This window comes from Alishewanella sp. SMS8, assembly GCF_030737935.1.
Taxonomy (GTDB): Bacteria; Pseudomonadota; Gammaproteobacteria; order Enterobacterales; family Alteromonadaceae; genus Alishewanella; species Alishewanella maricola.
Window position 1 is genome coordinate 409,460 of sequence record NZ_JAPJEA010000003.1, and the last position, 22,002, is coordinate 431,461.

General features: G+C 47.0%; 21 protein-coding genes. 14 read left to right on the forward strand and 7 right to left on the reverse strand.

Translation table 11 applies throughout. The annotated features are described in order from the left end of the window. Positions 1-3: 3 nt before the first annotated feature. The 4 genes from mmsB (at position 4) to ORJ01_RS12320 (ending at position 3,312) form a co-directional block, all read left to right on the forward strand. The gene (mmsB, locus tag ORJ01_RS12305; protein WP_306178274.1) at positions 4-900 is read left to right on the forward strand and encodes a 3-hydroxyisobutyrate dehydrogenase; all 897 of its coding nucleotides are present in this window, start codon (positions 4-6) and stop codon (positions 898-900) included. 370 nt (positions 901-1,270) lie between these two features. Then, positions 1,271-2,029, forward strand: a complete 759-nt coding sequence (locus tag ORJ01_RS12310) for an SDR family oxidoreductase (protein ID WP_306178275.1) — start codon at positions 1,271-1,273, stop codon at positions 2,027-2,029. A gap of 165 nt (positions 2,030-2,194) precedes the next feature. Next, positions 2,195-2,632 (forward strand): nuclear transport factor 2 family protein, encoded by a 438-nt coding sequence (locus tag ORJ01_RS12315; protein ID WP_306178276.1) that lies wholly within the window; start codon positions 2,195-2,197, stop codon positions 2,630-2,632. A gap of 383 nt (positions 2,633-3,015) precedes the next feature. Next, the gene (locus tag ORJ01_RS12320) at positions 3,016-3,312 is read left to right on the forward strand and encodes a DUF6482 family protein (RefSeq protein WP_226750089.1); all 297 of its coding nucleotides are present in this window, start codon (positions 3,016-3,018) and stop codon (positions 3,310-3,312) included. Between the two features lie 106 nt (positions 3,313-3,418). Here ORJ01_RS12320 and ORJ01_RS12325 read toward each other — a convergent pair whose 3' ends face one another. From ORJ01_RS12325 to wecA, 3 genes are read right to left on the reverse strand one after another with little or no spacing between them, the layout of a single operon-like run. Continuing rightward, entirely contained in the window at positions 3,419-4,582 is a 1,164-nt protein-coding gene (locus tag ORJ01_RS12325; RefSeq protein ID WP_306178277.1) for a polysaccharide pyruvyl transferase family protein, read from the reverse strand. Further along, complete coding sequence (locus ORJ01_RS12330; protein ID WP_236129445.1) at positions 4,575-5,915, reverse strand: flippase; 1,341 nt, start codon at positions 5,913-5,915, stop codon at positions 4,575-4,577. Before ORJ01_RS12330 ends, ORJ01_RS12325 begins: the two co-directional genes overlap by 8 nt. Next, a complete protein-coding gene (gene wecA / locus ORJ01_RS12335; RefSeq protein WP_226750086.1) occupies positions 5,912-6,973 on the reverse strand; it encodes a UDP-N-acetylglucosamine--undecaprenyl-phosphate N-acetylglucosaminephosphotransferase in 1,062 nt (353 codons plus the stop codon). Before wecA ends, ORJ01_RS12330 begins: the two co-directional genes overlap by 4 nt. 209 nt (positions 6,974-7,182) lie before the next feature. Between wecA and ORJ01_RS12340 the strand changes: the two genes are divergently transcribed. Genes ORJ01_RS12340 through ORJ01_RS12360 form a run of 5 tightly spaced genes read left to right on the forward strand, consistent with a single transcriptional unit; the run spans position 7,183 to position 11,918 of the window. Then, positions 7,183-8,238, forward strand: coding sequence for a glycosyltransferase family 4 protein (locus ORJ01_RS12340; protein ID WP_306178278.1), 1,056 nt, complete (start codon positions 7,183-7,185; stop codon positions 8,236-8,238). A 1-nt stretch (position 8,239) separates the two neighbouring features. Next, positions 8,240-8,986, forward strand: a complete 747-nt coding sequence (locus ORJ01_RS12345) for a WecB/TagA/CpsF family glycosyltransferase (protein WP_306178279.1) — start codon at positions 8,240-8,242, stop codon at positions 8,984-8,986. Between the two features lie 10 nt (positions 8,987-8,996). Continuing rightward, complete coding sequence (locus tag ORJ01_RS12350; protein WP_226750083.1) at positions 8,997-9,890, forward strand: glycosyltransferase; 894 nt, start codon at positions 8,997-8,999, stop codon at positions 9,888-9,890. After that, positions 9,890-11,212, forward strand: coding sequence for a hypothetical protein (locus ORJ01_RS12355; protein WP_306178280.1), 1,323 nt, complete (start codon positions 9,890-9,892; stop codon positions 11,210-11,212). The genes ORJ01_RS12350 and ORJ01_RS12355 overlap by 1 nt, the downstream gene beginning before the upstream one ends. After that, positions 11,196-11,918 carry a YdcF family protein gene (locus ORJ01_RS12360; RefSeq protein WP_306178281.1) on the forward strand — a complete coding sequence of 241 codons (723 nt, stop codon included), beginning with the start codon at positions 11,196-11,198 and terminating at the stop codon, positions 11,916-11,918. The genes ORJ01_RS12355 and ORJ01_RS12360 overlap by 17 nt, the downstream gene beginning before the upstream one ends. Before the next feature lie 48 nt (positions 11,919-11,966). Here ORJ01_RS12360 and rrtA read toward each other — a convergent pair whose 3' ends face one another. After that, positions 11,967-12,485 (reverse strand): rhombosortase, encoded by a 519-nt coding sequence (gene rrtA / locus ORJ01_RS12365; protein ID WP_306178282.1) that lies wholly within the window; start codon positions 12,483-12,485, stop codon positions 11,967-11,969. Positions 12,486-12,615: 130 nt separating this feature from the next. On the opposite strand from rrtA, the gene ggt reads away from it, so the two are divergent. Next, positions 12,616-14,355 carry a gamma-glutamyltransferase gene (ggt, locus tag ORJ01_RS12370; RefSeq protein ID WP_306178283.1) on the forward strand — a complete coding sequence of 580 codons (1,740 nt, stop codon included), beginning with the start codon at positions 12,616-12,618 and terminating at the stop codon, positions 14,353-14,355. 19 nt (positions 14,356-14,374) lie between these two features. Beyond that, positions 14,375-15,118, forward strand: coding sequence for an enoyl-CoA hydratase-related protein (locus tag ORJ01_RS12375; RefSeq protein ID WP_306178284.1), 744 nt, complete (start codon positions 14,375-14,377; stop codon positions 15,116-15,118). Between the two features lie 41 nt (positions 15,119-15,159). Here the strand turns inward: ORJ01_RS12375 and ORJ01_RS12380 are convergent, their stop codons facing one another. Further along, on the reverse strand, positions 15,160-15,609 hold the full coding sequence (locus ORJ01_RS12380; RefSeq protein WP_226750077.1) for a hypothetical protein: 450 nt from the start codon (positions 15,607-15,609) through the stop codon (positions 15,160-15,162). Positions 15,610-15,780: 171 nt separating this feature from the next. Then, positions 15,781-16,752: a cysteine synthase A gene (gene cysK / locus ORJ01_RS12385; RefSeq protein WP_226750076.1), complete on the reverse strand. Its 972-nt coding sequence runs from the start codon at positions 16,750-16,752 to the stop codon at positions 15,781-15,783. 126 nt (positions 16,753-16,878) lie between these two features. On the opposite strand from cysK, the gene ORJ01_RS12390 reads away from it, so the two are divergent. The 3 genes from ORJ01_RS12390 to ORJ01_RS12400 are packed head-to-tail and all read left to right on the forward strand — an operon-like array spanning position 16,879 to position 19,268. Further along, on the forward strand, positions 16,879-17,721 hold the full coding sequence (locus ORJ01_RS12390; RefSeq protein ID WP_306178285.1) for a MoxR family ATPase: 843 nt from the start codon (positions 16,879-16,881) through the stop codon (positions 17,719-17,721). A 44-nt stretch (positions 17,722-17,765) separates the two neighbouring features. After that, on the forward strand, positions 17,766-18,935 hold the full coding sequence (locus ORJ01_RS12395) for a VWA domain-containing protein (protein ID WP_306178286.1): 1,170 nt from the start codon (positions 17,766-17,768) through the stop codon (positions 18,933-18,935). Positions 18,936-18,980: 45 nt separating this feature from the next. After that, entirely contained in the window at positions 18,981-19,268 is a 288-nt protein-coding gene (locus tag ORJ01_RS12400; protein WP_306178287.1) for a hypothetical protein, read from the forward strand. A gap of 1,000 nt (positions 19,269-20,268) precedes the next feature. Here ORJ01_RS12400 and ORJ01_RS12405 read toward each other — a convergent pair. Further along, on the reverse strand, positions 20,269-21,786 hold the full coding sequence (locus tag ORJ01_RS12405; RefSeq protein ID WP_306178288.1) for a DUF3360 family protein: 1,518 nt from the start codon (positions 21,784-21,786) through the stop codon (positions 20,269-20,271). Positions 21,787-22,002: the final 216 nt, after the last annotated feature.

Genomic DNA, 22,002 nt, shown 5'->3' on the forward strand with positions numbered 1-22,002 from the left:
AACATGGCAAAAGTGGCATTTATTGGTTTAGGTAATATGGGTGGCCCGATGGCACTCAATTTGCTGAAAGCAGGTCATCAGGTTACGGCTTTTGATTTATCAGCTGCAGCACTGGCACAAGTGCAAGCAGAAGGTGCTGCGGTTGCGGCATCGGCCGCTGAGGCGGTGTTAGGTGCAGAGTTTGTCATTTCTATGCTGCCTGCGGGTAAGCATGTTGTAGGTTTATATTTAGGCGAGCAGGGCATCGCGGGCAATATTAGTCAATCGGCTTTAGTGATTGATTGCTCGACAATTGATGCTGAAAGTGCGCGTAAAGTCGGTGCCGGGTTGCGTGAGCAAGGGATTGCCTTTATTGATGCGCCCGTATCGGGTGGCGTAGGTGGAGCTAAAGCCGGTACCTTAACCTTTATCATCGGTGGTACTGCAGCCGATTATGAGCGAGCGAAAACGGTGTTAGCGAACATGGGTAAAAACCTGTTTCATGCCGGTGATGTTGGCGCCGGACAGGTTGCGAAGATCTGTAACAATATGCTGTTAAGCATTTTGATGGCGGGTACTTCTGAAGCCTTGCAGATGGGCATTGCCAATGGTTTAGATCCCAAAGTGCTTTCTGAAATCATGCTGAAAAGTTCAGGTCGTAACTGGACGCTAGAGTTATACAATCCCTGCCCAGGTGTGATTGATACTGTTCCTTCAAGCAATCATTATCAAGGTGGCTTTATGGTCGACTTGATGGCGAAAGACTTAGGCTTGGCGATGGAAGCGGCAGAGCAAAGCGCAAGTAAAACGCCATTAGGCAGTTTGGTACGTGATTTGTATGTGAGTCATCAGCAAGCTGGTTACGGTAAATTAGATTTTTCGAGTATTTTTACGTCATTTAAAAAGTCAGATGCTAATTAGTTGATTAGTTGATTAGTTGATTAGTTGATTAGTTGATTAGTTAAATAGTTTGATTTTTTTGTTTGAGGGGGCTTGTGTGATAGCGCCAAGTACGTCCTGAACAAGTGTTAACTTTGACTAAAACTAGCGGTCGACCGTTTTATAAAGAGCAGTATTAGTTGATGCTGTTACTGCGTACGTTTTTTCTGCAACACGCCATGAACCATCCCAAGGCTCCTTTTCGGCCATCCATGGCCTACAACGGTTGCAGAAAAAAGTACATCCGTAACGGCTGGCTTGGTTTGTGTAGCGGCCTTGTTTTATCTTCGGCTAAATAAAGTACATCGACCATCATCCTATTGAACAAAATATTACAAACAAAGGTAATAAAATGAATCTTAAAGACAAAACCATCGTGATCACGGGCGGCGCTCAAGGCCTGGGTTTAGAGATGGCGCGTATGTGTGCTAGTGAAGGCGCCAAGCTGGCGTTAATTGATATGAATACCGAGCAATTGGCTGCTGCAAAAGCCGAACTCTCGGCACAAACCACGGTGCACGTATACCAAGCTAACGTAGCCGTTGAAGACGAAGTTGAGGTGACTTTCAGCCAAATCGACAGTGATTTTAACGGTATCGATGGTTTGATTAACAACGCCGGGATCCTGCGTGATGGATTGTTATTGAAATTCAAAGATGGCGAAATCACCAGCAAGATGCCGTTGGCACAATTTCAATCGGTTATTGATGTTAACCTGACAGGCGTATTTTTATGTGGCCGTGAAGCGGCAGCAGCGATGGTGAAGCGTGGCAACAAAGGCGTTATTATCAATATGTCGAGTGTCGCGCGTGGCGGTAACATGGGGCAAACCAACTATGCAGCATCTAAAGCCGGTGTTGTGGCAATGACCGTGACCTGGGCACGTGAGTTAGGGCGTTACGGTATTCGGGTTGGCGCCATTGCCCCGGGCGTTATTCGTACCGCGATGACAGATGCCATGAAGCCAGAAGCACGTGATCGTTTAGAGAAAATGAAACCGGTTGGCCGGCTAGGTGAGGCCAGTGAAGTGGCCCATACCGCTAAGTACATTTTTGAGAATGATTTTTTTACCGGTCGTGTGGTAGAAATAGATGGTGGCATCAGTATGTAAAGCGGGTTAGGCGCTTCAGCTCATGTTTGCTATTGATGAAGCCTTGAGCTTCGCCCTAAAGGTCGTGTTGCAGGCTTTAGCGGGGCTTGCGCAAAACGCTCAAGACACTATGGCTGCTTTTGCGCCTTAACCTGTGATAACCCTTATCTTTAGAGGATCTGACCGATGAAAAGCTTATTTTTTTGTTTGTTATTAGCGCTGCCTAGCGCCGTATGGGCGGATGAACAACGCGTCCTTACGAACATGTTGGACACCTTTTTAGATGGGGCGAGCCGAAATGATCCCATGATACATAATGCCTTTTGGGCAGAAGAGCTGATTTACACCAGTTCTGCGGGTACCCGTTTTGGTAAAGCGCAGTTAATGCAAGGCGTAAATAGCCGTGGCGAGATCCCTGCTGCGGAAGTGAGCATGCGTTATGGTCGTGAAGATTTGCAAATTATGCAGTATGGCGATACTGCCGTGGTGGCCTTTGTTTTGGTAGGAAAATCAGCAACAGAAACACTGCGCTTTTTAAATAGTGGTACTTTGGTCAAGCGCAACGGACAGTGGCAAGTGGTCAACTGGCAGGCCACTAAATTGAGTGGGCCGAGCATTAATTAAGTGTTAGTAAACGCCTGCTGGACGAGGTGAAGATCCGATCTTAAGGTTAAGTCGTACATTCTTTAGACAAACCTTAGGGCTTGTTGACGTTTCCTGTTTAGATTTTGTTCGTTTGGCGATGTTTTGATCGCGAAACGAGGAGTGTAATTTAGTTATTCTAAATAAACGACGAGAGACAAAGAGCAAAGCATCGCCAGACGAACCCTTCGGGCAGCGTGTGGCTGGCATTTCTACTGCGTTATCGCTTGTTTATGTAGAATAACTACACGGCACAAGCTCTGCCTTGTATAAATACCAGCCACTCAGCTGCAAAAACAACCAGCAAACGTCAACAAGCCCTAGTTAGGTAATCCCCTTAACGTTCACAGCTTGGAGTTACTGCTATGCCACATCATCGCCTTACCCATTTGAACCATCAAGACGTACGCATTGATGAGTTAACCGTACACTCTTATGAAATGGGCCTTTATTTGGTTGAAGCTGACTTTGACGGCCGTAAAGGCTTCATTGTTGATGAGCAAAATCAACCACAACATTTTCATAGTGTCGAACAGGTTAAAAAGTCGCTCAGCGATTGCACGGTTAAACAGGCTTGGTTAGTTCACAAATCTGCTTATGATGAAATGTGCGGTGGCCCAGAAAAAGTAGATAACACCTTGAAGCTCGCTTTGTTCGTTTAAACGTGAGCACTGTTTTTGTGAAAACGGGCGGGTCAGTTTTCAGACCCGCCCGTTTGTTGTTAGCCTGCGTGAGCTCATTCGGCTAAACAGACACTCAGAGGCAAGCTTACCAGCCAATCGCCCGATACAAACGTTGCCACATCAGCTTGTTCTGCTGCTTTAAACTCGTGGCTTTTAAGGCCACTTCTTTGGTGAGTGCTTCTTTTTGTTCAATTAATTCGGCGACGCTGCGCAGCAGGTTGTCTTCAGTCAACTCTTCGACACAAAACTTGCCCATACCAAAATCACTCATCATGGCGTGATATTTATGGCTCCAACTGGTCGCGATGCAAGGCACACCTTGGCTTAGTGCATTGACTGCGCCATGAAAGCGCGAGCTGATGGCTAACTCGGCTTTTCCGATAAAGGCTTTAACGGCAAGAGGGTCCTCAATTTGTACTAAGCCACAGGGTGATAAGGCGGCAATTTCAGCACATAACTCGGCGTCTTCTTTACCTTCGTGGTTAACCAGCACGGGCTGAATGCCAAGCACCGTTAAGTAATCCGCTGCGGCAGCAAAAGCCATCACATATTGCTGGCGCATCGCTTCAGCATTGGCATGATTGTATTTTGACACGACCTTAGAGTTAGGGATCAAGGCCGCAAAAGGCATATCTAACTCAGGTAGTTCTTGATTGCCGATAGGGCTTAAGCCTACGGTGAAATCAGGGGTAAGCACGACGTGCTCGGGTAACACCTCAACACAGCTTTGTAAGTGCTTTAAGGACACGGGGTCACGCACAAAAATCAGCCGGGCATGATGGATAATATCGCGCATAGCCGCTTTACTTTCTTTGGAAGTAAAGGGGCCAAAGGCTTGTGGCATAAAGATAAATGGCTTGCCTGCTTGGCCAAAGCGCACCACTTCTTTTGCGGTATTTTGTAAAAAGGTTAGCGGCCATTGATCACCATAGGCAAAGCCGCTGGCTTCTAACACCAAATCGACATCGCGCTCGGTGACCATGCCATAGCGTTTAAATAAATTACGCAGTCCGCCAGGCAGCTTGCCAAGCAGACCAGTTACATCAATACCTTTGCGTCGAAACGCCAATTTTTGCCAAGCACCGTGGCGTGCTCGCTCGGGGTAGGGCAAATTCGGCCCGGGTGATAACACCAATTCAAAGGCTTTGTCTTTCGCTTTTAAGCCTTGCAGGCAGGCGAGCAGCATCAAATAGGCGCCTTTGTTGCGAAATTGCACGCCTTTAATTTCGATAAAATAAGGTTTAGTCATTCATTGTTCCATTATCAGTCAAGGATGCGCGTTTTACTCGTAGCAATTGCCAGAATTGCGTGCGGGTACTTTTTGCAAAAAATAAGAAGAAAAAAGAGGCGTAAGCATAAGAAATCAAGGTAGCCCAAGCGGCACCAACGATGCCGTATTGTGGGATCCACCAAAGATTTAAGCCGACATTAATCAGCGCACCCATACCATGGCTAAACAGCGATAGCGGTTCTTGCTCGGTGATTACTAAGTGTTGGCCAATCAGGTAGCGTACGAAAATAAAACATCCGGCCCAGATATGGATGCGTAGCACAGTGACGGCATCGTTAAAGGCTTCGCCAAACAGTAATAAAATTAACCATTCGGCACAAAGCGTCATCACCAGGGCGATAGCTAAGGCTGCAGAAAAAAACATTAGCGCGAAGCGGCGCAGTTTTAATAAATAGCCGTTCCAGCCTTTTTCAAAGGCTTTTAGCATATCAGGGTAATAGCGCACCGCTAAGGTGGCAGGGAAGATATACCATAATTCAGAAAGTCGACTGGCGGCGGCATAAATACCGGCTTGCTCTGCGCCGGCGATACTGCCCAGCATCACAATATCGATTTTCAGATAAATGACCGAAACAATGCCAGATAACCATAACCAGGCGGAGCGCTTGAGCAGCACTTTGGCTTGAGCGAAGCTAAAATGGCGCGGATGGTAACGCTGCCAACGCTGGGTTTCTTCTTTAAAAGGTTGGTGTTTACGTAGATATAGCAGATATTGGGTTAAGCCGACTAATAAAAACTCGATAGCCGTCATTAACAATAAGCTGGCGATGCCAAAGCCTTGCAGTAACAACAGCAGCTTAACGGCGAAACTGAGCAGCGAGATAACCGATTTAGCATAGGCTGGGCTGCGAAAGGTGCCTTGGTAATTTAGGTAAAACTCAAACAATAAAAAGCCAAAAAAGGCCTGCAGCATAAATAACAGCGGGATGGCATAGTTAAGATGACCACTAAACAGTTCTGGGTTCAGCAAATAAAACAAGCCGAGTAAAACACCACCGCCTATCAGGCCAAGTGTTAAACGAATACTCACTGCCGTATACAACATCGTCATGGCTTCTTGACCGCTTGATAGCTTGGTCATTTGCCTAACCACAAGGTTATTTAAGCCCATGCTGGTTAGGGGTACTAAAAACGCACTCCACGCCATAACGATAGAATAAATACCTAACTCGGCCGCACCGAGCATCCGTGCCACAAAGACGGTTAAGATGGCGCCAGCGGCTAATTTAACTAATTTGTCGCCGAGCATGGCGGTAGCCCGTGCCATCAATAACTTTTTAATGATCTTCATTTACGAGCTCCGGCGGCACGGCGGCGTAAGGTCGAAACAATACGCCAGACATTTTGCAGTAGCAAAATATAGCCGGCAAAGGCCGCGGCAAACAGCAGTAACATTACGGGTTCGGGCACCATTAAATACTCACCAATTACGCCAATACAAGCAAAGATACACGATAACGCGACGATTAAAGTGAGGGCTTCCCGCGAATTTAAACCTAAGCGTAATGAAATATGATGCAAATGCTCGCGATCGGCTTGAAATGGCGATTGGCCTTTGCGAATGCGTCGCAACATAATCGCCGCCATATCCATTAGCGGAATAGCAATTAGCCATAACGCGGTAACTGGGCGAAAACTGGCTGTCTCACTTTGGGTGCCAATCAGTAATAACCAAATAACAGATAAACCAATCAGCATACTGCCGGCATCACCCATAAAGATTTTTTTACCGGGTACCAATTGCAGGTTAAAGGCTAAATAGGGCAGTAGCGCACAAATTAAGGTTAACGGTAGCAAGGCATATTCTTGTTGGCCCCAGAGCAACATAAAGCCGGCAATGACCACAAAGCTAACCAAACTGAGCATACCGGCAAGGCCGTCAATACCGTCGGTCATATTAAAGGCGTTGATCGCAGCAATAACCGCTATCAAGGTGATAGGGATGCCCAGTGGGCCTAAGGTCACTTCGCCTAAGCCGAAAATATTGCCCAAGCTATTCAGGTGTAAATCAAGCGCGAACACCATGCCAAGGCCAATGGCTAATTGCACGGCAAGGCGCAGTTTGACACTGAGATCGAGGTAATCGTCAAAGGCACCTAAGATCACTAAGGCACCGGCTAATAACAAATAATAGATAGGTTCCAGTTCAGAAGGGGCGAATAAGCCCAAGGCCACGGCTAAACCACAAAACACCGATAAACCACCAATTAGCGGAACGGCACCTTGATGCTGTTTACGACCCCTAGGAATATCCACTAAGCCTACGCGTTGTGACAGCGGGTACAATAATATAATGGCTAACAGGCAACAGCCTAAAGCTGAACTCATTAACAGTAACTGGGATTTCATAACCGACTAATTTTTCTCAATTTTGTTAAACCGCAGAATTATTCAGCCAGGCGTCAGCTGAAACTTGTTGTAATAATAATGCTTAGTGACAGAATAAACGACTGGCTTTACGTAATAGTTAAAAATATTGTTTTTTCTCGCTTGTATAACCCTGACCCCGCCCCGTTTTTTTAGCACTAAACGGTTGGCTTTAAGGAGCATTCATCGTTGTGTTAGTTGCCACTAAAAAACTGCTTGTGATCACCAATATGGGCCCGAAAGCGTCTGCGCCTTTTCAAGGCCAGTTTGTGCGAGCACAAGTAGATGAACTTGAGGCACAAGGCCATCCTTCTGCTTATCATTATATGCGCTGGCATAGTGACTCTTGGCTGAACAGGTTATTGAAATATCCGGTTTTCTTTTTGGATTTTCTGTGGCGATATATGTTGAGCCGTCAGCGTTATGACCTTATTCATGTGCACTTTTTTTATCCGACGATTTGGCTAGCATTGTTATATCGAGGCTTGCGTAATCGGCAGGTTAAGATTGTGGTGACCTGTCATGGCAGTGATATTTATCATTATCAACCGCCCGGTAAGCTTTACCGTTGGTGTGCAAAACAGGTGCAGGCTTGGGTTTTTACCAGCCAAGCATTAAGTGAACAGTTTTATTTTCAAGCCAAGCCACAACGGATCTTGTCAGCGGGTATCCAGAGTCGCTATGCTGCCGCGCGTTTTCAAACGCGTACCGAAAAAGACATTGATCTGCTGTATGTCGGCGCCTTAGATCGCAATAAAGGCATGGACAGGCTATTGGCTATGTTGCCCGCGTTGAGAGAACTGCACATCGTGATTGCCGGCACCGGGCCATGGCAACGTCAGCTAGAACAGGCGGTTGCAGATTACCCCAATGTGCGTTTATTAGGTGCTCAAGATGCTGAGGCTTTAGTCAAACTTTATCAACGTGCCCGCTGTTTTATCAGCTTATCGCGTAATGAATCTTTTGGTTTAGTGATGGCAGAGGCAATGGCTTGTTATACGCCAGTGGTGGCTACCGATACGGATGGCGCTAAAGCGCAAATAACATCGGGGGTAACCGGTTATCGCGTTTCACAGCAACAAGCAGAAGCGCAACTCTGTCAGCAATTGGTTTTAGCCATAAAGGCGCTGTTAATGTTAGACGAGCCAGAATATCGCGCAATGCAGCAAGCGGGTCGCCAACAAGCAGAGCAGGTGTTGTTACCCGAAGTGATACATCAGTTAACCCAACTTTATCAGGAACTTTAGCATGAGTGTTACAGAACAGGATTTGACGGAGGCCATTGCTGAAGTCAAGGTTGGCCCGGTTAAGGTGTCAGCCTTTAAAGATATGACGCATCTGCTGCAGTTTATTTTACCTGAGCAGGGCGAGAGCTATGCCGGTTCTGCCATTGCCATTAACCCCGAAAAAGTGTTAACTGCGATGGAAAATTCGGCCATTATGTCGGTTATCGAGCAAGCGGATATTCGTTATGCGGATGGTATCGGCGTGGTGAAAGTGATGCGTCGTCGGTTAGGTCGTCATGTTGAACGGATCCCTGGCTGTGAGCTTTGGCAACAACTGATGTCACGTGCGGCAAAACAACAAGTACCGGTGTTCTTAGTTGGGGCCAAGCCCGAGGTATTAGCGCAAACACAAGCCAAGTTACTGGCTGAGGGTGTAAACGTGGTCGGTGCTATTGATGGCTATTTCAAAGATGAAGCCGCGCTTATCGCTGCCATTAAACACGCCGATGCGAAAATTGTCAGCGTTGCCATGGGATCGCCCAAGCAAGAGTTATTGATCCAGCGTATTCAAGCTGCCCATCCTCACTGTTTTTATATGGGAGTCGGTGGCACTTATGATGTGTATACCGGTAATGTGAAACGTGCACCGGCCTTGTGGTGTAAATTAAATTTAGAGTGGGCGTATCGGTTATTAGCGCAGCCCAGTCGCATTGGCCGTCAACTTCGTTTATTCCGATACCTTTGGTGGTATGGACTGGGTAAAATTTAAGGGAAGCACTATGTCGCAATGGCCATTAATCAGTGTATATATGCCGACTTACAATCGTGCGCAGATGGCGTGTCGCGCTATCGATTCGGTGTTAGCCCAAACTTATCCTAACATCGAGCTTATTGTGGTCGATGACGCCTCCAAAGATGACACCTTTGCGGTGTTATCCGAACGTTATGCATCCGATGTACGTGTTCGAATTTTACGGCAAACCGAGGGGCAGGGGGCTTGTGCCGCGCGCAATAGAGCCATTGAAGTGGCTAACGGTGAGTTTGTCACGGGCTTGGATGACGATGACGAGTTTTTACCACAGCGTCTAAGCCAACTTTATGCCGCTTATGATGATCGTTATAGCTGTGTGTGTTCGGCCTATTTGTGGGATTACGGTAGCTTTACTAAAACCCTATTTGCGCAAAGACAAACCGTGAATTTGTCCAATTTACTGGATTTACACACTTTATCGAACCAAGCCTTAGTTAAACGTGAACGCATGCTGCAATTAGGCGGTTTCGATGTTAGCTTGGCGGCGTTTCAAGATTACGATATGTGGGTGCGAGTGGTCGCGGCCTATGGCCCTGCACTGCGTTTGGCGGAAGCCAGTTATCGCGTGCATGTAGGGCATGAGCAAGGCCGTATTACCAATTCACCGAAACGCCTAGATGCTCATCAGCAGTTTGTAGCGAAGCATCGCTCTTTAATGAGTGAGCGTAACTTACAAAATCAGATGTTTTATCGGCTGACGATGCAGCATCATGTGCTGCGGTTCACAGAATTTTTAAGCCTGTGCCGATATGGCTTGGTTAAAGTGAAGTGGCGTTACTATTTAAAACATAAATTAGCCGGTTTAAGTCAATTGCGGATGCGATTGCTGAGCAAAGGCTTAAGTGGATTATTTAAAAAATAATGTCAAGCATCCGACATTACCTCAGTATCGCCACGCCGCTTGATAAGCTTCTGGTGTTGCTCGCCTCGTTGCTGGTATTTATCGATTGGGGTAATGGCCTGTTGTGGCATACCTTTGGGAGCAGTTTTGGTTTCTCGGCCAGTATTAAACTGCTGCTATTGTTGCTGTTAATTTACCGTGGTTGGCAGTTAAATCGCCAAGCCTTGTACTGGCCCTTGTCGTTAATGCTGCTGATGTTACCCGGGCCTTTATATGTTTTATGGCTAACAGGCCATCACTATGGCTTGGCCGATCTGCAATTAATCAGTAAATCAGCAGCGCTATTAGTGGCACTGGCTTATTTTTCTGAATTGGCGCGCCAGCAACCCCAGGCTTTTTTACGCTGGCTAGACGGTGTGTTTGCTGCCAGCTTTCTGCTGTTGTTTGTTAATAGCCTGCTGGGGTTAGCCGGGTACGGTGGCACGGCCTATCAGCCGATGGATGAAGTGGCGCAGCCCTTTCTTGGCGTAAAAGGTTTCTTTATTTCAACCAATGAGTTGTCAGGTTTGTTACTGGTGCTCAGCTGTTGGTTGTTAGTTCGCAGTTGGCAAGCGCTGCGCTGGTTCTATCCCTTGCTCAGTTTGGCGGCACTGTCGATAGCTGCGTTATTGCTAACGAAAACCGGTTTGTTTGGTGTGCTGCTGTTAGTGCTACTGATCCCCATTTTATTAACGCCAAGCGCTTATTTTTACGCGAAACGGCAATGGCTGTTGGGGCTAAGCGCCATCATTTTAGGTTTATTGATGCTACTGCTATGGAATTTAAGCAGTGTCCTGCAATGGGTAGGAATTTACGACAAGCTGCAATTTGCTTATCAACAGCGGGGTATTATGGGCATTATTTTGTCCTCCCGCGATTATTATTTACAGCGTAATTTCACCCTTGTCGCTGAGCGTTACCCTGAGTGGTTACAATTATTTGGTGTCGGCCAAGGTGGCTTGCGTCTGCATTTGAAAAAATACTTTATCGAATTAGATTTATTCGATCTGCTGTTGTTTTACGGTTTAGCCGGAGGCTTATTATTCGCCTTATCTTTTTGGCGCGTGTTTGGTTTAAGTGCCGGTGCCTTGAAAAAAGCTTCAGCAGCGGGGCCGGTGTTACTGTTAAATAGCCTGTTATTATTGGTCGCGTTACTCGCCGGACATGTCCTGACCTCAGGCATGTTATGGCTGCCTTGGGCGTTGATTAATGCCGCCTTACTGGCACAGCAAGCATTGCCGCGAGCCTTGGCATTAACGCTTTTACAGACCGAAACGGGAGCCGCTGATGAAAGATCTGCTTGAGCCGCTAATTTATCCGCATAATATGCTGCTATATGGGTTGTTATTCGCTTGTATCGCCTATCGAAAAAAAGGCTTGTGGTGCTTGTTGCTATTTTATTATTTAATTGGCAATACCTTTGTGGCTAATCAGGTACGGCAATGGTATCAACAGCAAGCTGTCGTTTCAGCATCCAGTGTATCAGGGCGAACGCCTGATTTATTTGTGATGTTAGGCTGTGGTGGCTCAGCCGAGCAGATACCAGCCTGTGCAGCAGCGCGTATTCAACAATTAAACAGTGAAATTGCCCTATTACCCCAAGCGGCGCCCCTGGCCGTGGTTATCACAACCCGTTATTGCGAGCCTTATTTAGCTGCGTTACAACAGACGGTAAGGCATGGCGCTATCGATTGTTTTGATGCGGGTGAAAATACTTATCAAGAGTTTCAAGCCCTTGCTAAGCGTTTAAACCCACAACACGCTATTCGCTTTATCACCAGTGATTTTCATAGCTGGCGGGTGCGACAGTTAATTAAAGAATATCAATTATCAGCCAGTGTAGGAGTGGTGCGCTCGCAAACGTTTCGCCCGGTCAATTGCACTTTAAACTGCCTGCTGACGGTCAACTTAAGTAATTTAGATTTGTACAGTAAGCTAATGGCCGAGTTTGCCAGTTATGCGGTGTATCGCGTGGCCGGCAAAGAATTGACTGGCGTGGTGTCTGACTAAATAACATCATACTGAGCAGACTCTCGGCACTGGCACCACACAGGTGAGTTACTGGCGTGGTGTCCGACTCAATAACACCAGACCAAGCAGACAACCGACACTGGCACCAAACAGGTGGGCATCGATGGCAACATCAGCGTTGATTTGTGCCGCTAGGGCTAAATCAGGCGCAGAGAATTGTTCGCTCAGGATTTTTACCAGTACACCCGCCAAAATGAGATAGCCGGTACGAAAGCCTTGTTTAATATCAATGACTGCGCCATAGCATAAAATGCCATGCAAAACGCCTGATAAGCCTACGTAATACAGCATGTCGGGCGCCAGCCACCATAATCCCGCACTCGTGCCCAAGCCTAAGATCAGTAATTGCCAGCCAAAGGCTAAGCGCCCTGGTAAATGCCCATGGATCAGCATAATTAACAGCAAACCCACCATATTCATCAGCAAATGATAGGCATTACTGTGTAATAAATGGCCGGTCAGAACACGCCATACTTCACCTTGGCCAATGGCTGGTCGGCTGTATTGCAGCAGCTCATGCCATGCTAAGGGACTAAAATGTAACAAGAATATTAAAAAACCTAGCAAAAAATAGGGCGCATAAGATTTAATTGTTTGAGATAGCATAGTGCTGGTTGATCTTATTATAGGAACTGAGTAGGGTGTTTATGACTGTATTATAAGGAAAGTCTTGATAATGAAAAGCACTCTTATCCCACTCGTTTCGTTATTCCTAATAAGTTTTGCCCCCAGCTTATTAGCCCAAGCTACGCAGGAAACGCGTGAACCTGAAGCTACTACTGGTATTGTGCAACAACAACTTACCCGCTTTCCTACGGCAATGGTCTCTGCGGCGCATCCCTTAGCATCTGATGCGGGCGAGCGCGTGTTGCGAGCTGGCGGCAGTGCCATTGATGCGGCTATTGCCACACAGTTAGTGCTGGGTTTAGTTGAACCACAAAGCTCAGGGATCGGCGGCGGCGCTTTTATCTTACATTGGCAAGCGGATAACCAAGCCTTAACCACTTTTGACGGTCGTGAAACGGCACCTGCTGCTGCGGGCCCTTATTTATTTGCCGATCATGGCAAGGTGATGAGTTGGCGCGAAGCTTATGTTGGCGGTAAATCGGTGGGGGTGCCGGGTGTACTTAAAGCCTTAGCCGATGCCCATCAACGCTACGGCCAACTGCCTTGGGAATCGCTATTTACCGATGCCATTACCCTAGCCGAGCAGGGCTTTGCCGTGAGTAGCCGCACCTCGAAGCAATTAGCGATGGGCTGGAACAGTGGTTTGAAGCAGCTGTCGCCGGCTAAAGAGTTTTTTTATCCGAATGGCAGCTCATTACTTGAAGGCGCAACGCTGAAAAACCCAGCGTATGCGGCGCTGTTACGTAACATTGCCAAAGACGGGGTCAGTGCTTTTTATCAAGGTGAAAATGCCGAGGCGATGGTCAAAACGGTGCAACAAGCCGCGATTAACCCAGGCAGTTTGGCGTTATCTGATTTAGCCAATTATCAAGCCATTGAACGTGATGCGCTCTGTGTGGCGTATCGGGTATATCAAGTATGTGGCATGGCCCCCCCTAGCTCTGGCGGCCTTGCGGTGTTGCAAATGCTCGGTATTTTAGAGCATTTCCCACTGGCCGAGATGCAGCCCAATAGTGCCCAAGCTGTGCATGTCATCAGCCAAGCCTCTCGCCTCGCGTTTGCTGACCGCGATCTGTATGTAACGGATCCGGCTTTTGGTCATGTGCCGCTGGCCGGTTTGCTCGATCCGGCCTATTTAAAGCAACGCGCCGGCCTGATTAGTGCTCAAGATCAAATGGCCACAGCGGGTATCCCGCGGGGTGCTGAAGCACAAGCCACCTCAAAGGCAGTGGAGTTTCCGAATACCAGTCATTTTTCGGTAGTGGATGCAAAAGGTAATGCGGTGAGTATGACCACCAGTATCGAAAATGTGTTTGGCTCAGGTTTAATGGTTAACGGCTATTTACTTAATAACCAGTTAACGGATTTTAGCTTAGCGCCTCGCGATGGTGAGCTTTGGGTAGCCAACCGTGTTGAAGGTGGCAAAAGGCCTCGCAGCTCGATGGCACCGATGATGGTATTTGATGCCGATAATAATTTACGTTTAGTGATTGGTTCGCCTGGTGGCAGCCGTATTATCAATTATGTGGCGTTAAGTATCATCGCCATATTGGATTGGGATTTAGATGTGCAGCAAGCCATCAACTTGCCTCGTTTTACCCATCGCAATGATTATTTGGCGTTAGAGCAGGGCACGCCGTTGGCTGAGTTAAAAGAGAGCTTAACCGCAATGGGTTATGATGTGCGGATCCAAGATCTCAACAGTGGTTTACACGCCATTGAAGTACAAGCAAAACAGCTCGAAGGTGCTGCAGATCCCCGCCGCGAAGGCAAAGTCAGTGGTTTTTAAGCGTTAGGTTGGAGTAATTATGACTATCTTGATTGAGCAAGCGGCCAGCGGTGTGTTAACACTGACGATGCGGCGCCCTGAAAAAAAGAATGCGTTAAATCTGGCGATGTATCGGCAGCTTACGGCGGCATTACAACAAGCACGGCAGCAGTCACAGACTAAAGTTGTGGTAATTCAAGGGGATGCAGATTGCTTTACCAGTGGTAATGATTTGCAAGATTTTTTATCTGCGGGTGCTTTAGATATGCAGCATCCGGTGGTGCAGTTTTTATACGAAGCCGCAAGTTTTCCCAAGCCCTTGATAGCCGCTGTGGCAGGGCTTGCCATTGGCATCGGTACTACATTATTGCTGCACTGTGATCTGGTTTACGCTGCGCCAGCCAGCCGTTTGCAGATGCCGTTCACATTGCTGGGGTTATGCCCTGAAGCCGCATCCAGTTTATTATTACCGCAGATCGCCGGTTACCAGCGCGCCGCGCAATATTTGTTATTGGGGGAGGCTTTTAGCAGTGAGCAAGCCGCACAATTTGGCTTAGTAAATGACATTGTGCCGGCCGAGCAGCTATTGGCTTTTGTTGCGGCCAAAGCAGCAACGCTGGCGGCATTACCTAGCGAAGCGGTGTTACGCAGTAAGGCGCTGTTAAAGGCCCCTCAACAGGCGTTAGTGCAGCAAGTGATTGGCCAGGAGTTGCTGGATTTTCAGCAGTTATTGTCATCTGACGCTTGCCAACAACAGCTGGCTGCTTTTTTTAAACGACGCTAAGGCTAAGTGAAGCACGGACTTAGCCTTAAGGCCGCCATTTACTAACGAATGGCGGTACTAAACTTGTCGGCTTGTACCGTTTTGACTAGCCAGGAACCTCGATGTCTTACCATTTCAACTGTCCGAGTGTCTTGCACGCGTTTGTTATCAAATTCGCCATCAAAAACCAGCTGAATAGTTGCATCGTTATCGTACTGCTGGCGCAAATTACGACCGCTATTGTTGACGTTAATGACTACGGTATCAAAGCTCATATTCAATAGGGTACGGCTGACTTGTTTTACCGAGCCGTAAGACTCTAAGATTTTGGCGTATTCATTGGTCGACAAGCTTTTCGCCCGATTTAAATCTTTTTCATTATAAATAGCATGAAAAAATTCACCGGCGATAAATTCAGGCGTGCCAATTTGCGCATTAACTTGCGGGTTGTCTTCAGTGCAGCTGACTAATAGCAATAGTAGCGGTAACAGTAGGAGTTTTAAATAAGCCATAACATCATATTTTCCTTAAGCGATAGCAGAATTGTGGGTGTTTTCAGGCTATCTGTAAAGAAAAAGGCGGCGAAAAGGCTATTTATCTGGCCATCCATGGCCGACAACGTGGCTTAAACACACCCGTCATGCTTTACTGAGGGGCATCACAGCTAAGGCCGCATTTATCCATTAGGCTTCTAATTCTTGCTCGGTGAAAATATTGGCGAACAAGGGGCTTGATAAGTAACGCTCTGCCGCGCTGGCTAGGATCACCACGATATTTTTACCGGCAAACTCGGGTAACTCGGCTAAACGTGCTGCGGCAACTACCGCGGCACCTGATGAGATACCGGCTAAAATGCCTTCTTCTTTCATCAAGCGATGTGTCATGGCAATGGCATCATCACTGCTGACTTGCTCAACCCGATCAATTAAATCGACATCTAACACACCAGGAATAAAACCGGCACCGATACCTTGAATTTTATGTGGGCCAGGTTTGATTTCTTCACCGGCTTTAACTTGGCTAATGACCGGCGATTCCGAGGGCTCAACCGCCACGGTGACTAGCGGATGCTGCTTCTCTTGTTTTAAAAAGCGACTGACACCCGTGATAGTCCCGCCAGTACCAACACCGGCAATAAACACATCCACTGCACCGTCTAAATCATTCCAAATCTCTGGGCCGGTCGTTTCAAAGTGAATTTGTGGGTTAGCCGGGTTATCGAACTGACCCAAAATGAGGTATTTATCTGGGTTAGATGCTTGAATTTCTCTGGCTTTTTCAATTGCGCCTTTCATGCCTTTTGGCCCTTCAGTTAACACCAAGTTGGCGCCTAAGGCTTTTAACAATTTACGACGCTCTAAACTCATGGTGGCCGGCATGGTGAGGGTGAGCTTGTAACCGCGGCTCGCCGCCACAAATGCCAGGGCGATACCCGTGTTACCTGAGGTTGGCTCGACTAATTCGGTGTCTTTTGTCAGGATGCCACGTTTCTCTGCATCCCAAATTAAAGCAGCGCCTAAGCGACATTTCACACTAAAGCTTGGGTTGCGCGCTTCAATTTTGGCATAGACATTGGCGCCTTTAACGACACGGTTTAATTTGACCAAAGGGGTGCGGCCGATCGACAATGTGTTATCTGCGTATACATTAGCCATAAAAACTCCAAAAAAAAGATAAGGAATAACCAGTACAATAACCCATAGCATACGCGGCCTAGCTAAAAGTTAAAGTAGCAATTTGCTATAACATATATCAGTTTTTTCACTAAGCACGGAGCCTGTATGGCCTTTCAAAGTACCGAAAACTACATCGTGTCTGCCGAGCTGGCACTGGCGGTTAATGCCGCTGTTATCCTAGAAAAACCCTTATTAATTAAAGGCGAACCGGGCACTGGTAAAACACGTCTGGCCGAAGAGCTTGCCGAGAGTTTGGACACTGAGCTGATTCAGTGGCATATTAAGTCCACCACCAAAGCGCAACAGGGCTTATATGAATATGATGCCGTATCACGCTTGCGTGATAGCCAACTAGGCAGTGAAAAGGTGCAACATATTGCCAATTATATTAAACCGGGCAAACTGTGGCAGGCCTTTACTGCGGCAAAACGACCTGTGTTGTTGATTGATGAAATTGATAAAGCCGACATCGAGTTTCCGAATGATTTGTTGCATGAATTGGATCGGATGGCGTTTTATGTGCATGAAACCGGTGAGCATATCAGCGCTGAGCAGCGACCGATTGTGATTATTACTTCCAATAATGAAAAAGAATTGCCAGATGCGTTTTTAAGGCGCTGCTTTTTTCATTACATACGCTTTCCTGATGCCGAGGTGTTACGCGAGATTGTGGCGGTGCATTTTCCGACTATTCGTCAGCAATTACTCAGTACCGCTCTTGAGGTGTTCTTCGAGTTACGTGAGCTACCGGGTTTAAAGAAAAAGCCTTCTACCTCCGAACTACTTGACTGGTTAAAATTATTGTTAGCCGAGCAAATTCCGGCCGAAGTGTTGCAACAAAAACAGCAGCAGGGCGGCTTAATGCCGATGTTCGGCGCGCTGTTAAAAAACGAGCAAGATGTGCAGTTGGTTGAAAAACTCGCGTTTATTGCTAAGCGGGGGCGTTAGAATGTTGCCGTTTAGTGTTTTATCGACTGCCATCGTGTGTTGTTATGCTTATTGAGTTTTTTTTCACCCTGCGCAAATACGGCTTAAAAGTTAGTATTACTGAGCTGTTGGATTTACTCAACGCGCTAGAGCAGCAGGTGATCTTTGCCGATAGCGAAGCCTTTTATCAGCTAGCGCGTTTAATCATGGTAAAAGACGAGAGTCAGTATGACAAGTTTGACCGTGCCTTTGCTGAGTATTTTGAAGGGGTTGCGGCGGTCGATCTAGCCAGCAGTATTCCTGATGAATGGCTCATTCCAGATATCATTCGTCAGTTATCAGCCCAAGATAAAGCTGCGTTAAAAGGGTTGGGCAGTTTAGAGGCCTTAATGGCGCAGTTGCGTGAGCGTTTGGCCGAACAGCAAAAACGCCATGCTGGCGGCAATAAATGGATCGGCACCGGCGGTACCTCGCCGTTTGGCGCTTATGGCTTTAACCCGGAAGGCGTGCGTATTGGCCAACAAGGCAGTGGTGCGCGCCGCGCGGTAAAAGTGTGGGATAAACGCGAGTTTAAAGATTTAGACAGTCATAGCGAGCTCAACAATCGCAGTATTAAGTTGGCGCTACGTCAGTTACGGCGCTTTGCCCGCAGTGGTGCGGCGACGGAATTGGATTTAAACGGTACCATTCAAGCCACCTCAGAGCAGGGAGGTTATCTGGATCTACGCTTTGTACCCGAGCGACATAATGCCGTCAAGGTACTCATGTTTTTTGATGTGGGTGGCTCGATGGATGATCATATCACGCTTTGTCAGCAACTCTTTTCGGCCGTGAAAACCGAGTTTAAGCATCTGGAGTTTTTTTACTTTCATAACTGCGTATATGAAGGTGTCTGGCGTGATAATAGCCGACGGTTTACCGAACAAACCTCAGTGCTCGATGTGATCCACACTTACGGTAGCGATTACAAGCTGATTTTTGTTGGTGATGCCACTATGGGCCCTTATGAAATTGACTTCCCTGGCGGCAGTGTTGAACACTGGAATGCCGAGCCTGGGCGAGTGTGGTTAAACCGTTTGCTGCAACAATACCCCAAAGCGGCGTGGTTAAATCCGCAGCCGCTGGCATGGTGGGGGCATTATCATTCCATCAGTCTGGTTCAAAGCATTATGCAGCAGCGTATGTTTCCGTTAACCCTTACCGGTTTATCTGATGCCATTAAAAGCCTTAGCTAAGCGCAACATTAATCGCTATTGGCGATGCTTAATAGGAGTAAACTGATGAGTGCGGAACTCAGTGTTATTTTACTGACTTCAGTATTGTTGTTACTTGCGTACTTTTGGTTATATCCCAGAGTGGCTGGCGCAGATCTAAAAAAAGTTGCGTTGTTTGATGGCTTAACCACCGTCATCGCGCTTGGCATCGTGGGTACTAAGTATTGTCAAACAGAGCACGTGTTTGAGTTTGCCGGTCTGCATCTAAACTGGTTTTGGTTTACGCTGGTCTGTTATCTGATCCTCGAAATTCCGTTGTCGATTTGGTATCTAAAACGCTTTCGAGCAAAGTAAGACGCTTTACGCAGCGTTTAACGTTTTGCAAACTTAAAACTTCGGGTTAGATGCCAAGAACCTTGCTGCTGATTCTGCTTGAAGCTAAATCATAGTGCACTGATAAACTTCATATTTTCGCCTTTGGCGAGATACTTTCTTTTGTGTCGCCAAAAGAAAGTATCCAAAGAAAATGCGACCCTACATTGCTGCGAAAGCCCGGCTCAACCTGACACGAGCAAGGCGACGAGGTAACTCGTTCGGCACTACCGTGCCTCGCTCAAACACCCCTCGTCTTAAAACCTTGGCCGTGCCAAGTTGACCGGCTTGCAATGTAATGGGATTAACAGCTAAAAATGGCCATGGATTTTTAAATACTTTAGATTTGATGCAATGCGAGTTAATAGCGAAGTCAACGTTGGCTGGAGACGTCTTTTTCAGGGATGAAAAAGAGGAGCGTACAGGGATTGTATTTACAGCGTGCTCCAGCCGACGCTTTACGCAGCGTTTAACGTTTTGCCAGCTTCTAGCTTCGGGAGCAGGTTCCAACATCCTCGATGCCGACTCTGCTTGAGTTTAAACACTAATTTACTGATAATCTTTACGTTTTCGCCGTTGGCGAGATACTTTCTTTTGTGTCGCCAAAAGAAAGTATCCAAAGAAAATGCGACCCCACTTCCGCTCGAAAGCCCGGCTGCTCATGCGTTGTCCAAGGCGAAAACGTAACTCGTGCGGCGCTACCGTCGCCGCACTCAAACACCCGTTTTCTTAAAACCTTGGCCAACGATGATCAGTCGGCTCGCTACAAAGGGGATTAAGAGCAAAAACGGATTTTCTTAGCGGAACAATTTACACCTAATTGTTATTTCTAAAACCTGGGTCAACGGTGTTTAGGCGGATCGTTTTAAGGGTGAGCGATTTTGTAATTACCCTAAGTTGAAAACCTACTAAGACGCTTATTGCCTTTGCGGGTTTTAAGGGATAAAGCTTCACTTATCAGTGAAGCTTTATGACGGTTGCTTTATTGCCGGAAGCTTGGCATCAGGGCTGGGATACCTGGTAGCATACCCACAATCGCCATCACCGTAGTTAACACGATAAACATTACCAGTGGTATGATCCAACGGCTCATATGGGTTAACTTAGCGCTACGTTCTTTACAGCCAATTAAGCCTAAATTGTCCAACAGAATGGTTAATGACCAACCAAAAGCGGGGTTAACCAAGGTTGAAGCAAAGACCACAATGGCTGCGGATTGCGTGGTTTTACCTTCACGGGTCATTTCCATACCCGCCTCTAACAGGGGGATAAACACCCCCACAATTAAGGCGACACAGAGTACCGGTTGCCAAATAGCCAGATCCATCGGGTAACCCCAGATCCCTGCAATAATACAAAATAGCGCGGTGAGGATAGCACCTGCGGGGATAGGGCGTTTAGCAATAGCGGCTGGTACAATATAGGTTCCCCAAGACGACGTAAAGTTAGCCCCGCCGAGCAATGACCCAAAGGTTTGTCTGGCTGAAGCGCTTAACATGGTGTCATCAATGTTCATTATTACTTTTTCAGTCCGTTGCGGGTAACTGATTTTTTGAAATACTTGATGACCTAAAAAGTCAGGTGACCACATGGCAACGGCAAGGATGGCAAAAGGCAGAACTACTACGAAGCTTTCTAATGTGGGTAAACCTAGCATCCAGCCAGTGTTGTCACCCCACCAGTACATCGGGTTCATATTAGGTAAACCCGGTGCCGTATGAAACTCAAAGGGCGCGCCAAGAGCAAAGGCCATAGTCCCCCCTAAAAAGCAGCTTAAAGGTACTGCTAACCAGCGTTTTTTAAAATGCTCTAAGAACGCATAGAGTAATATGGTCGACAAGATGACCACAAAGGCGATATGCGTTTTTTCGATCCCTTCTGCCCAAACGAACAATTTTTTCACTTGCGAGGTGGTACCAATAAAGCCGAGGTACAGCAGTAAGCCGCCACAAACGCCTTTACTGGTCAGTCGTGCCAATAAGCTACCTCCTTTACTAAGCGCTAAAATTAAACCAAAAGCTCCAATTAACAGACCAAAGGCCATTGGGTGACCGCCTGTGGCGACAACAATCGGGATCAATGGGATCAGCGGGCCATGGGTGCCGGCTAAGTTAGCGGTGGGTAAAATAAAACCGGAAAATAACAGAATAAAAACGGATGCGATTAACAGTTCGTAGCGAACGTTTTCAAGAATAAACGCATCGCCTAAACCTAAGGCATTGGCAAAGGTCGCAGCAATGGCGGCTACCATCACGACTTTACCGATCGTGGCCGCCATTGCTGGAATGGTATCTTCATACTCGAATCGATAGTCCCGAAACGGTAAATTGGCTCGCCAACGTTTGGGCTGCATAATTTGCAGTTCATGCTTGAGGTAGGCTTCTCGGCTACTGAACTTTGAACTGGGTTTGTGTAAATTTTGGTAGCTATCGGTAAAGGCGTGGTCCGCCGTTACCTGTGCAGCTACAGACAAGCTGTTATCTTCAGGCTTGGTGTTCATGCTATCCCCGGCAACATAGTTGCTACTAAAAAATTAAAATCACAGTTTTTTATAAGCAATTAGATGTTGAGGTAGCAGAATAAAACAGCCGCTAGAAAATTGTTATTAGTCAAAGGTCGAGGTTGACAGAAATTAATTCGGTTTTAGTGTTAAGTTTAGTCTGGTTTTGCTGCTGCGTTGCGGCTGACACGAGGGCAGCTTGTGGTGTGTGATGTG

Bases quoted from the DNA above. Each gene is read 5' to 3' on its own strand.
- ORJ01_RS12355 (WP_306178280.1), top strand. From the start codon at position 9,890: ATGTCAAGCATCCGACATTACCTCAGTATCGCCACGCCGCTTGATAAG.
- mmsB (WP_306178274.1), top strand. From the start codon at position 4: ATGGCAAAAGTGGCATTTATTGGTTTAGGTAATATGGGTGGCCCGATG.
- ORJ01_RS12330 (WP_236129445.1), bottom strand. From the start codon at position 5,915: ATGAAGATCATTAAAAAGTTATTGATGGCACGGGCTACCGCCATGCTC.
- ORJ01_RS12345 (WP_306178279.1), top strand. From the start codon at position 8,240: ATGAGTGTTACAGAACAGGATTTGACGGAGGCCATTGCTGAAGTCAAG.
- ORJ01_RS12315 (WP_306178276.1), top strand. From the start codon at position 2,195: ATGAAAAGCTTATTTTTTTGTTTGTTATTAGCGCTGCCTAGCGCCGTA.
- ggt (WP_306178283.1), top strand. From the start codon at position 12,616: ATGAAAAGCACTCTTATCCCACTCGTTTCGTTATTCCTAATAAGTTTT.
- cysK (WP_226750076.1), bottom strand. From the start codon at position 16,752: ATGGCTAATGTATACGCAGATAACACATTGTCGATCGGCCGCACCCCT.
- ORJ01_RS12310 (WP_306178275.1), top strand. From the start codon at position 1,271: ATGAATCTTAAAGACAAAACCATCGTGATCACGGGCGGCGCTCAAGGC.
- ORJ01_RS12400 (WP_306178287.1), top strand. From the start codon at position 18,981: ATGAGTGCGGAACTCAGTGTTATTTTACTGACTTCAGTATTGTTGTTA.
- ORJ01_RS12405 (WP_306178288.1), bottom strand. From the start codon at position 21,786: ATGAACACCAAGCCTGAAGATAACAGCTTGTCTGTAGCTGCACAGGTA.
- ORJ01_RS12375 (WP_306178284.1), top strand. From the start codon at position 14,375: ATGACTATCTTGATTGAGCAAGCGGCCAGCGGTGTGTTAACACTGACG.
- ORJ01_RS12395 (WP_306178286.1), top strand. From the start codon at position 17,766: ATGCTTATTGAGTTTTTTTTCACCCTGCGCAAATACGGCTTAAAAGTT.
- ORJ01_RS12325 (WP_306178277.1), bottom strand. From the start codon at position 4,582: ATGACTAAACCTTATTTTATCGAAATTAAAGGCGTGCAATTTCGCAAC.
- ORJ01_RS12360 (WP_306178281.1), top strand. From the start codon at position 11,196: ATGAAAGATCTGCTTGAGCCGCTAATTTATCCGCATAATATGCTGCTA.
- ORJ01_RS12320 (WP_226750089.1), top strand. From the start codon at position 3,016: ATGCCACATCATCGCCTTACCCATTTGAACCATCAAGACGTACGCATT.
- ORJ01_RS12390 (WP_306178285.1), top strand. From the start codon at position 16,879: ATGGCCTTTCAAAGTACCGAAAACTACATCGTGTCTGCCGAGCTGGCA.
- ORJ01_RS12350 (WP_226750083.1), top strand. From the start codon at position 8,997: ATGTCGCAATGGCCATTAATCAGTGTATATATGCCGACTTACAATCGT.
- wecA (WP_226750086.1), bottom strand. From the start codon at position 6,973: ATGAAATCCCAGTTACTGTTAATGAGTTCAGCTTTAGGCTGTTGCCTG.
- ORJ01_RS12380 (WP_226750077.1), bottom strand. From the start codon at position 15,609: ATGGCTTATTTAAAACTCCTACTGTTACCGCTACTATTGCTATTAGTC.